At 45.7% G+C, this 11,552-nt stretch carries 9 protein-coding genes and 1 pseudogene; 9 read left to right on the top strand and 1 reads right to left on the bottom strand.

What is annotated here, in order from left to right:
* Window positions 1-408: 408 nt before the first annotated feature.
* The 9 genes and pseudogenes from ACTG1P_RS15795 to ACTG1P_RS15755 all read left to right on the top strand — a co-directional run bounded on the left by ACTG1P_RS15795 (window position 409) and on the right by ACTG1P_RS15755 (window position 10,204).
* Entirely contained in the window at window positions 409-996 is a 588-nt protein-coding gene (locus ACTG1P_RS15795) for a single-stranded DNA-binding protein (RefSeq protein WP_278171476.1), read from the top strand.
* 164 nt (window positions 997-1,160) lie between these two features.
* Window positions 1,161-2,483, top strand: a complete 1,323-nt coding sequence (locus ACTG1P_RS15790; protein WP_041207317.1) for a site-specific integrase — start codon at window positions 1,161-1,163, stop codon at window positions 2,481-2,483.
* Window positions 2,480-4,048 carry a site-specific integrase gene (locus ACTG1P_RS15785; protein WP_171269322.1) on the top strand — a complete coding sequence of 523 codons (1,569 nt, stop codon included), beginning with the start codon at window positions 2,480-2,482 and terminating at the stop codon, window positions 4,046-4,048. The genes ACTG1P_RS15790 and ACTG1P_RS15785 overlap by 4 nt, the downstream gene beginning before the upstream one ends.
* 9 nt (window positions 4,049-4,057) lie before the next feature.
* A complete protein-coding gene (locus ACTG1P_RS15780) occupies window positions 4,058-5,935 on the top strand; it encodes an integrase (RefSeq protein ID WP_041207315.1) in 1,878 nt (625 codons plus the stop codon).
* Window positions 5,923-6,402, top strand: a complete 480-nt coding sequence (locus tag ACTG1P_RS15775) for a hypothetical protein (RefSeq protein ID WP_049866848.1) — start codon at window positions 5,923-5,925, stop codon at window positions 6,400-6,402. Before ACTG1P_RS15780 ends, ACTG1P_RS15775 begins: the two co-directional genes overlap by 13 nt.
* A complete protein-coding gene (locus tag ACTG1P_RS15770; protein WP_025202555.1) occupies window positions 6,402-6,839 on the top strand; it encodes a VPA1267 family protein in 438 nt (145 codons plus the stop codon). Before ACTG1P_RS15775 ends, ACTG1P_RS15770 begins: the two co-directional genes overlap by 1 nt.
* The gene (locus tag ACTG1P_RS15765) at window positions 6,836-8,998 is read left to right on the top strand and encodes an AAA family ATPase (protein WP_440001668.1); all 2,163 of its coding nucleotides are present in this window, start codon (window positions 6,836-6,838) and stop codon (window positions 8,996-8,998) included. Before ACTG1P_RS15770 ends, ACTG1P_RS15765 begins: the two co-directional genes overlap by 4 nt.
* Before the next feature lie 217 nt (window positions 8,999-9,215).
* Window positions 9,216-9,377 (top strand): annotated as a pseudogene (locus ACTG1P_RS15760) (IS5/IS1182 family transposase); the annotation flags it as partial.
* Window positions 9,378-9,535: 158 nt separating this feature from the next.
* The gene (locus tag ACTG1P_RS15755) at window positions 9,536-10,204 is read left to right on the top strand and encodes a hypothetical protein (protein WP_017780890.1); all 669 of its coding nucleotides are present in this window, start codon (window positions 9,536-9,538) and stop codon (window positions 10,202-10,204) included.
* Between the two features lie 87 nt (window positions 10,205-10,291).
* Here ACTG1P_RS15755 and tet(E) read toward each other — a convergent pair whose 3' ends face one another.
* Complete coding sequence (gene tet(E), locus ACTG1P_RS15750; RefSeq protein ID WP_017780889.1) at window positions 10,292-11,509, bottom strand: tetracycline efflux MFS transporter Tet(E); 1,218 nt, start codon at window positions 11,507-11,509, stop codon at window positions 10,292-10,294.
* Window positions 11,510-11,552 lie beyond the last annotated feature (43 nt).

Here is an 11,552-nt window from a genome sequence, read left to right as displayed (position 1 = left end):
CCTGTAAACCACCTAATCTGGCCGACTGAGTCTACCAAGGAGGTATGGGAGCACAATATTAAAAAAGTATGAGAATGGATCTCAAAAATATCATAACCATATGTTTTTTTTGGATTTAAAAATCGTCACACATTCGCCCATCGGCCAGCATAACAGGAATATATGGCAGAAATGTGATGCCAGACACGCCAGAAACACTTACAACCCGACCATCACTACAGCAGGAGCCAACAGTTACCTTTGGCACATCAAGCCGGTTAAGGATGCTGCCAATCCGCTTCGCAACTGTTACTATGACCGTCACATGCGTCTGCGGGACATTGCGCCCCGCACACAGCAACTAATCAGGTATCTAGTCGTGTTGGACCAGGTTTCGACCTGGCCGGTAAATAAGGTGGAAGAGAGATTATGGCCAGTCGAGGCATCAATAAAGTCATTCTGATCGGTAACCTCGGGCAAGACCCGGAAGTACGCTACATGCCGAGTGGCGGTGCTGTGACCAACATTACTCTGGCTACCTCTGAAACCTGGCGCGACAAGCAGACCGGTGAGCAGAAAGAGCGTACCGAATGGCATCGCGTCGTCTTCATGGGCAAGCTGGCCGAAGTGGCTGGCGAGTACCTGAAGAAGGGCTCCCAGGTCTATGTGGAAGGCAAACTGCAGACCCGCAAATGGCAAGATCAGAGCGGCCAGGAGCGCTACACCACCGAAGTGCTGGTCGACAGCTTCACTGGTGTGATGCAGATGCTGGGTGGTCGTCCGCAAGGCGGTCAGGGTATGGGCCAAAACATGAGTGGCCAATCCCAGGGTAACTGGGGTCAGCCGCAGCAGAGCATGCCTGCCCAGCAGCCGATGAATCAGCAGCGCCCGGCGCCTGCTCCGCAGCAGAACATGCAGCCGCAAGGCGGTTATGGCCGTCCTGCCCAGCAGCCGCAATCTGCGCCGCCGGTATATAACGAGCCGCCGATGGATTTCGACGACGATATCCCGTTCTAGATCTTGTAAAAGATGAAAGTGTAAGAATAAATCACTTTCACCATCTTGAGTGCAAAGCAACCCAGCAGAAATGCTGGGTTTTTTTATTTTTGCATTTCACTTGCCATCGCGATTTTCAGCACTATAACTTTATGTATGAGGAAAATGTAAGATTAGGATGCACAGTGTACAAGCTAGATAGATTGATTTTTGCAAATGGTGAACGTTATCCAGTCTTAATGGGCAATGATGGTATGCCTCATTTTCTTGCAACCCTCTGGGTGACAACAAAACTTCGTAGCAGCTTGTCGGTGAATACCATTTCAAATCGCCTAGGTGCATTAAAGTGGTTTCTTCAATGGGAAGAAAATAAACACAGAGACCTGTTCTCTGAGTTTCAGAAAGGTAAGTTTCTTAGCGACACTGACATTGACAACATCAGAGAACATCTCAGTCATGATATTTCTCATTTCAAAGGCTTAGCTAAAAGCAAAAAAACCAGAGATAAGGTCATTGATTTATTTAACACCCCAAGACTAATCAGTGTCACCCCCACAGTGGGACGTAATAACATTTACAATCGTGTGACAGCTATTGCAAGTTATTTAGATTTCATTGCTAGAGTAGCTGTACAGAACTGTAATAGCACTAAACTGCTCACAGAAATTAACAGTATGAATAAGCGCATACTTGCTGTTCGCCCTAAAGGCAAAGGTAAGAATGTTTTAGATAAACTAGATGGTAAAGACTTGCCAGATGGATTAATTGAGGAATTTATGGCTGTGGCACAATTTGACCACCCAAAAAATCCGTTCAAACACGCTTCGACAAAAAAGCGAAATCATCTTATGTTTTTACTTTTAAAAGAACTAGGCATACGAAGAGGTGAGTTACTCTCACTATCTATTGAATCGAACTTTCTAATGCTTCACGGCCCCCAAAAATTCATATGGGTAAAACGCCACCATGATGACATATATGATCCTCGCAAAAATCAGCCTGTAGCAAAGACGAAAGAAAGAATGTTGCGAATTAGAGATGAAACTGCGGCACTCATTGATGACTACATCATAAACATACGGGCAAAGACTCCGAACGCGAACAAGCATCCATACTTGTTTGTTACACATAGGAAGGGGAAAACTCAAGGACAGCCAATATCGACCAGCACATTTGACAGTATCATCGTGCCAACAATGAAATCTGTGGATGAGCGGTTCAAATCGATCCACCCACATTATTTTAGGCATAACTGGAACCAGTGGTTCTCCGAAATAATTGACAAAAACAATGATCTATCTAAAGACCCAAACAGTAACCGTAATTTTATTTCATCTAGTGAAGAAGCAAAAAGCCGAATGTATCAAATGGGGCACACATCAGAGAGCTCTGCCAAACCATATGTTGAACGCCATATTCGCAATAAGACAAACAAGCTAGTGCTTGAAGAGCAAGAAGAATTACAGAGACTAATTATTGAATCTCAAAAAAATAGAGGATATGAATGAATAAATATGATTACATTGAGGAAGAAAATGACGATCTCCCATCAACATTCAGCTCAAAAAAATTAGTATCAAAAGATGGATACAGCTTTGACTTTCACTCAGAATACTGGATGTTGAATAAAGATGTCAGCATTGCATTCATGCCGGATGTTTTATCTATGGAACCAAAACTGCTGGATGGATTTAAAAAAACACTAGCAACCTATGCTGAAGAACAATCAGCACACCATACATCAAATATGTATCTACGCTTTCAACGACTATTGCGAGACACTAAATTCAAAAATCTAGATGAGGATGTATTGCTCAATTGGCGAGCGATGCTTGATAAAAACAATGAATGGTACTTAGGTGCACTCCGTGGTTTTCTTATTAGCTGGAATGAATATGGATATTATGGTGTAACAACAGAGATGGTGAAAACACTCGAAATACTAACTCTATCAGGAAACAAGAAAGGAGTGTCTGTCGCTAATCGTTGCCCTGAAACAGGTGCCTTTACTAGCAATGAGGTACTTGCATTAAATCATGAACTTATTCGCTTATTCAGGAATAACTATATCTCATTTCAATGCTATGCATATGTGAGTTTATTGCAGGCTACTGCTAGACGCCCCACACAGTTACGACAAATAAAGGCTGCTGATTTATTTAAAGAACATGATCATAGTAAGAATGTGACAAATTTTTACCTCAATATACCTAGAGCAAAGCAGCGTGGTGGTGGGTTTCGTTTCTCTTTTAAAAAATTCCCCATTACGGAAGAGCTCTATCTAACGTTGCGTAATTTAATTAGAGATGAAACAGAGAAGTTTGAATCAAAACTCTCAATAAAACTGACTGCTTCTCAAGCAACAAAAATCCCATTATTTATTGATTGGGCAATGGTTTTTGAGTTAGCGGTTAAAAAAACATCTTTGACTGATGATTTATTAGATACTGACATTTTAAATATGTCATCAACAGATCTAAGAGAACACCTGCTAAAAAATTTCCAAAGAAAACAAAAAGCTATTTCTGAAAGAACTGGGGACTATATTCATATAACGGCTAGGCGGTTTCGTCATACAAGAGGAACAAACCTTGGTCGAAAAGGTTTGGGGCCGTTGATCATAGCGGAGGCATTGGATCACAACGATACACAAAACGTTAAGGTCTATACGGAAAATACCGCAGATACCGTGACCTATATTGACAAGGCCATTGGCAAACAACTGGCCCCCTTTGCTAATGCATTCCTAGGTCGCATTATCGTTGACTTAGAGCAGGGTGAGCGAGGACATGACCTTGCTGCTCGCATACCAAACAAGGATAACGATATCGTAGGAGCATGCGGCACCAATGACTTTTGCGTTAAGGGGTATGAAAGTTGTTACACTTGTGAAAAATTTAGACCATTATTAGATGCTCCTCACGAGAAATTCTTATCCCATCTATATGCAGAGAAAGAGGTAAGGTTGAAAACGACAAAAAGTGAAGAGTACGCGGCAACAAAAGATAGGCTAATTTTAGCAGTTGAATGGGTTGTGCAGAAATGCTTTGAACTGAAACAACAACGAGCATGAGGATAGTCAGTGGACAGTAACATTTTCCATTTTAAGCCTGCGATAGAACTGAATTCAGAAGCAAATCTAGAAAAATTCATTCAAAGTAGCAAAAACAAATTAACTGTTTTCGGTGAAGATTGCTGGGATCATAATTTATGGCACACTTTTCACAATACTCGCCGTGTTGTTGCCCGTTTCTCCACAAATTTAGAGCCATCAACTTCCTATAGTTTCTCTCCCCTAGGTGCACCATTTATTGATTTTGCAAAAGCATACATTCGCTACATTTACGCATTAAAACCCATAACAACTCTTCACAGACATTTCGAAGCTATTCGAATACTTGAAGAAGCATTGATTCTATCAAAACATAAAGCAGATATTCTGATGCTCGATGGCCTAGTTTTAGAAAGGCTAGGCGATATTTTTAATAGACGCATATCAAATCTGGCAGGTCGAAATAAAGCGGGCTATCAAATGGAGCTTCTTCTTAATTTCTGCCGTGACAACTTTATAACACCGAGTCTTCCTGGGTGGTCAAATCCATATCAAAAAGTAAAAGATTTAACTATTCAACTTGACGAGAATGGAAAAGAACATCGTAAAAATAAATTGCCCTCAGAAGAGGATATGATGTTATTTGCTAAGTTATTTCATGACGCACCTTCATTAGGTATTGAAGCAGAATATTTTACTTCTGCAATAGCATTGCTCATGCAAGCACCATCCCGATGCTCTGAGTTATTCTCATTGCCTATAGATTGTACTGTATGGGAGGAGAATCGCAGCGGAGAACTTAAACTTGGAATACGTTGGGTGCCTGCCAAAAATGGCAACGAAGGGATTAAATGGGTTCCTACTGTCATGCAAGATGTAGCTTTGGAAGCTATCGAACGATTGAAAAAAATTAGCATGCCTGCACGGGAGGCTGCGATGTATGCAGAAACGCATCCAGATAACAATGGGAGTATGGTGTATATCAGTAAATTGGTTAACTGGCCTTTTGTTGATAACGCAAAAAAAGTTAAGGCCTCAGAGGCTTTGTTACTATATAGAGACCGTGAGTTACATGCGGAACATGATGTTATTCAACACTCGTTTGTTTTACCTACGGTGAACATAATTAATGCAAGGATTTCTAGGTCTGAGGCCAGAAAAGGAGTCCACCTTTGGAAGAAACATAACATATTACGAGAGGATGGCTCACAACCCGATATAACATCCCATCAAGCTAGGCATTGGCTCAGTACCAAAGCTGAACGGGGTGGGATGGATGAGTTGACGCTTGCAAACTGGGCAGGGAGAGCAAGAGTTGCTGATAATGCCAGCTATGATCATCGCACAGAAGAAGAAAAGTCCAATGCAATTGCAGTTATTACTATCCCTGAAAATGCAAACACGTTGGAAAAAATAAAATGTAACCTTCCAATTAGTTTCGAGGAAATCGGAAAGAACCTTACTGGTGCAGCGATAGTAACAGAGCTAGGCGTGTGTGAACATGATTTTGCCATGATTCCATGTCAGCGAAACGGTGACTGTGAAACCTGCAAAGAATTGGTCTGTATCAAAGGCTTCAGTAGCTCATTGGAGCTGTTGAAAGTACGAGAAGTTCAAGTGGCAGCTCAACTCGAAAAAGCACAGCAAAGCCATAAAATGGGGGCCTTTGGTGCTGACCGCTGGGTTAGCTCACACGGTTGGCGACTTGCTCATATTAGAACAAAGATCCGGCTATTAGAGGATGAAAATGTTCTTGATGGCACCCCCATTCGTATTCCTGATGTATATGATCCCTCGCCAGCCAAGGTTGTTCTTTTAGAGAAGGGGCTTAATATTGAAGTTCAATCGCCTGACTCTATCGATTCTAAAGCGTTTAATATTATGGGTGATTTGTTATGCCTAAAATAGTTATCACAGAAAAAAACCTGCCTAATATACTAGGTCTAATTAATACTTGGGAAGGAAAGTTAACTTGGGACTTGCTCTGTCAAAAAGTTGCCATAATGATTGATGTTAAAGGTGGCGTCCAACGTCAATCATTATCCTCTTACAAAGATATTCAAGATGCATACTCGCGAAGAAAGACATTTTTAAAAGAACGTTTTTCTCAACCTGAGCCTACCAAAGAGCGTGATGTAACGCTTGAGTATCTTATAAAAAAGGTTGCTCTTTTAGAGAATGAATTAGCCAGATTAAATAGTTTGAATGATGCATACAAACAGCGTTTCATAGTATGGCAATATAATGCTTACATGCATGGTGTCAGAATGACATCAATTGATAATTTTCCAACAGATAGTGCCGAGCTAAAAAAATTACAGGATATGCTTGGAAAGCCGCTTATAGAAGTTAAACGCCGCACAGGAGGTCAATAATGGCGAGTGGTACAGAAAAAGCCAAAGCAACCGTCCAGGCGTTTGAACTATGGATGGCAACCCAGACTGATGAGACGTATCGACAATTAAGTTACAGGGGCAGCCTCAGCCGCAGTGAAATCACGAAAGCTATTGGCTGTGGCCGCTCTGCCTTAGTGCAGAACCCTGAGCTTCGTAGGCAATTGCAGAAATTGGAAGACCAGCTTAGGGAACACGGGGTGCTTCCGCCACTCACCGCTCAGGCCATAGCGAGTGTAGCTCATCCAAAGGTATACGACCCTACGACTCATCGACGCCTACTTGATACCAAACGTGTATCAATATTGGAGCAGGAGAATATTGAACTGAAAGCGCAGCTAAGGGAACTAAAAGCCAGACTGGAGCGCTTCGGTGAGCTATCTGAGACATTGGCCGAAATGGGGATCTTGCCACGATGAACCAATCTCTCCATTCCGAACTATTTCGTGTTACCAGTATCCCATATAGCTCATCCAGCTACGTGATTTTCTCTGGAATACCACTTAATGACGAGACCAGCCAGATCAAGGATGGCAAATACTATGTGACCATTAAAGCGCGGCCTGACACTCTTCCGGCACAACCGTCACAGGGCCAGCAATGGACAGTCCATGGCAAACCTCTCATTGAGAGGGTCGAGATTGGTGATGTTGTGATGCAGCAACATACCTATGAATCACCTGAGCACGTGATATGCACCCTGCCGGAGACAGGTGAGCAGCTGATCCAGTTCATTGCCAAGGAGCCTGATTTCAAGGGAATTGGCCTCGGTAAAGCCAGGGCGTTATGGCAACTACTCGGTGGGCAATTTCACGCCACCCTGCGCACCGACACACCAGAGTCCAGAGAGCGCCTCAAGGGTATTCTGAGTGATGTATCTATTGATGCCCTGTTCAACGGCTACGCAAAATACAAAAATCTGAACCACTGCAATTGGATGGCAGAGTGTCGGATTCCCTCACCCATTCAGCAGCGGATCTTGAAATTTCATGGCGAAAGCTCCGTTGATGCAATCAAAGCGAATCCCTACCTACTGGTCGGCTTCGGGATGGGGTTTGAAGACGTGGATGCGCTTTCTCAAACGAAGTTTGAGGTAGAACTAAAAGATCCGACGAGGCTGAGTGCCGCCCTGGAGTTCACCATCCACGCGGAAGTGGAAAAAGGCCACACCTACACCACGCAGGCCAGGCTTCGCCCCCTGCTGACCAAATTGCTTGGTGACGGCGAGTTGGCAGCACAAGCATTCAAGGCTGGTTACCACCAAGCCCAGTATGTGCTGAACCATGAAGCAGGCACCTATCACCCTACCGCACAATTGCTGATGGAGACTGTTGTTGCCAAGCGGCTGTTGAAACTTGCTAAACAGCAAAATCGTTACGATGAGTCCACCAATGCTGCGTTTCTCGCAGCGGTTAATGAGCTGCCCTATGAATTGACCGCGATGCAAAATGAAGCGGTGCTCACCGCGCTAAACAATGCGGTGAGTTGCATCACGGGGGGCGCAGGAACTGGCAAAACCACAGTGCTCAGAACGGCACTGCGGGCCTATGGCAAAATGGGCTTTGAGGTGCATGCTGTCGCCCTTTCTGGACGCGCAGCAATGCGCCTATACGAGTCGATAGGCTTTAGGACGATGACCATTTCCGCCTTGTTGCGGCAAGAGCCCATAGAACCATCTGATGGGTTTCCCAGCCATCTGCTGGTAATCGATGAAGCATCCATGATCGACCTGCCCACCATGTATCGGCTCACCAACCATCTGCACCCCACCGTGCGGATCATATTCACGGGTGACCCAAACCAGCTACCTCCGATAGGATGTGGCAAGGTGCTAGCCGATATCGTTGCATCACAGGCCATTGCGAACGTGACCCTGGACATCGTTAAACGCCAGAAGGGAGCCACAGGCATTCCTGAATACTCTATGCAGGTCAATCAAGGTCTCATACCGGAGCACTTGAGCATGGGTAACGTCTATTTCCACGAAACATCCAAAGAGAGGATCGCCCAAGTCTGTGCCGAGTTATATCAGCAATCCCCCGAGAACAGCCGAGTGGTAGGTGCGACCACCGCTATGGTGGCGGAGATCAATAATCTTATTCAGGAGGCCGTCAACCCTGATGGTGCTCGGATGATATTTGAGATGTATGGCGAAACCTACCGCCGCAACGATTTGCGCCAAGGAGATGTGATCCTCTTCACTCAGAACAATTACGAGAAAGGCATTCAAAATGGCTCGCTCGGAACGCTAACTCGCGCTGTCGGGGCTGGAGATGACTACGGAGTGGTTGAACTGGACACAGGCGAGAGCGTGTATGTCACCCAATCCCTGCTGGACTGTATGAGGCTGGGCTACTGCATCACACTCCATAAAGCTCAGGGTTCGCAGTTCCCACGCATCATCATCGCGCTGCAAAAGGGGAGGATCGTTGACAGGGCCTGGCTCTATACCGCAATAACCAGGGCCGAGCATGAGGTCCATATCGTGGGCAGCACAGCTGAGTTTGCAGCCATCACCAAAGCGCCCAGCAATGCCCATAACCGGAACAGCTATCTGCGTGATCTGTTGAAGAAATGAGAGGAGATTGATTCCCTTGGGGAGCGACTACGGGTACAAGCGGAGATAAGCGGTGCGTCAACGCGCAGCGTTGTCCACGGCTTATTCCGTGCTCTTGCGTAGCAAGATGTGCCCGTAGCTGAGCGATCGGAAGGGCTAGAACCTTAAAAATCAATACCTTACAAGGCCTTGACATAGTACCACCAGAGTCTCTTTTGTACCAAGAACGAACTCCAACGTGAGTCATCAATTGACCTTCGCTGATTACGAGTTCAACAGCAAACGCCGCCAGACCCGTAAAGAAGTTTTCCTCTCTTGAATAGAGTAACTGCTTCCCTGGCCCTGGATGCTGGTCATCATTACGCCCATCTATCCCAAGGTCGGCAATGGCCGTCACCCCTAACCACTGATGCAAATCCAGCCATAAGAACCTTCTCTAAAAAGGCTGGGTGCAAAGTAAGTGGTCAAGTCAGTGTAATTACCCACGAAAGGCCTCTCGCAATTATGATAGGCATGGCCCCGTGGGCGCGGGCATCGGACAGACTCAGGAGCAGTAACATGAAGCATCAAACCCTCACCGTGGAAAATAGCCGCATTCGCGTCACCGTCAGCCGCGAGATAGCCGATAAATTCCTGCCAACCGGAGTTATCGGTCGCGATGAGTCCCCCGGTCAGGCGCAACGTGGTCGTCTGCTTTCTGCCGCGATGGGCAAATTAGCCAGCGCAACCGAATTACGCCTTCGGCTCACTAACGATATCGAGCGGGCTGATGTCATCGCGCTGGCCCATAAGCTCCTTGTCCGTGACTATCTGGAGGAACACAGTCACTACAACGTCAACGAGGTGATCATGCGCCTCGAAGAGGGTCACCTCATGCACAAATACATGGCCCAGGAGGTCACTCTCGCCAATGAGTACGCTCGCGGTGTCTTGAAGACTATTTCGCAAGACGACGCCCGCCTTTACGTAGCGCCAAAGGTAATGGCCGGGGTACTCTCCCCCCATGAACGCAGGCAACTGGAGACCCGCGTTGAACTCCTGCTAAACCGCATTGGCATCAATGCAACTGAGGCACTAGATAAAGCCCGTCACGCCTTGCAAGCGCAGGCCAACATCGCGCACCATTATCACATGTGTCGGGCCAATATGACGGGTTGGAAGATTGAGGTCATCGGGGAACTACCGGCTCAAGTGGGCCTATCTCGGTTGCTGCCAAAGGATGATTAATGGATCGCAATCCCAGACCCACCTACCAGCTCACCTCTATCCACCGAGTAGGGCGCCAGAATTTACGGTGCTGTACAGCATTGTTGCTCAAATTCTCTGCTGTACATCGCTCTTATTTATCGGGTGGATTACCCTACCTGGATGGAAAAACCTCAGTATAATCAATGCAACTACATATAATCCGCAGCCAATTATCCATACCCATCCATTCCACGTTTCGCGGGTTGCACTATACAAAAATGCAAAAACAAGTGGACCGATTACACCTGTCAGGTGGGTCAAACTGGTCAGCACCCCTTGTAATTGTCCCTGTGCTACCTGACCGACACGAACAGATATAATTCCCTGCAAGGCGGGAAGTGTGATGCCACCACAAGCTAGTAACAGCAAAACCGGCCAAACCATCCAGCTTTGTGTAATGACCGCCAATAAAAATAGGCCACAACCGTCAGCCAAAATGCCAACCGCTATAGCTTTCCGTTCTCCCAAATGTTTAGCGATAAAACCAGCAGCAAGTCCTTGAAACAGTGCGTGTGTCAGCCCGAACACAGCCAATGAAACACCGACCATTACGCCATCCCATGCGAAGCGCTCTTCTCCGAATAAAACCCATAATGTTGCGGGGATTTGGCCAATCAATTGAATGATGAAAAAGACAACTAACAATCCCGATAATGGGGAGATCATCTCGCGTATGGAGGATGTGGTTTCATTGATTGTTTCATTCTTTAACTCGTCACTAACCTGATTAGCATTATGGGTCTCATGTAAAATGAATAGGGAGACCAGAAATGCCAGCCCGTTAATAGCAGCAGCGAACATAAACGGTGCCTGTACCGAAAGTTGACCGGCAAAACCACCAATGACTGGTCCAGCAATCATACCGCCACCAAAACAGGCACCCATCATACCAAACCAATGTGTCCTGGATTCCTCAGGTGTGACATCGGCAATTGTTGAGGCTGCAACAGCTCCAGTCGCACCGGTAATACCAGCAATTAAGCGTCCCAAATACAACACCCACACTACGCTGGCTGTTGCCATTAATGCGTAGTCCAGTGTTGCACCTAAAAGTGAAAGTAACAATACAGGGCGACGACCTATGCGATCTGACCAGCGGCCGAGAAGAGGGGCAAAAATCACTTGCATCATTGCATACAGCGCCAATAAAACACCGTAGTTCTCTGCAACATTAGCCTTTCCAACAAACTCCCGTAATAACGCCGGCAAGACAGGCATAATTATGCCAATCCCCATAGCATCTAAAAAAATGATGACCAGTGCCATCATCACAGTGCGGTTCATAGTTAACGTTCTCTATCGATGATAGGGTTTGAAAAATAACTCT

This window comes from Aeromonas sp. 11P, assembly GCF_051920165.1.
GTDB lineage: Bacteria > Pseudomonadota > Gammaproteobacteria > Enterobacterales > Aeromonadaceae > Aeromonas > Aeromonas veronii.
This window is presented reverse-complemented; position numbering and strand designations above follow the sequence as displayed.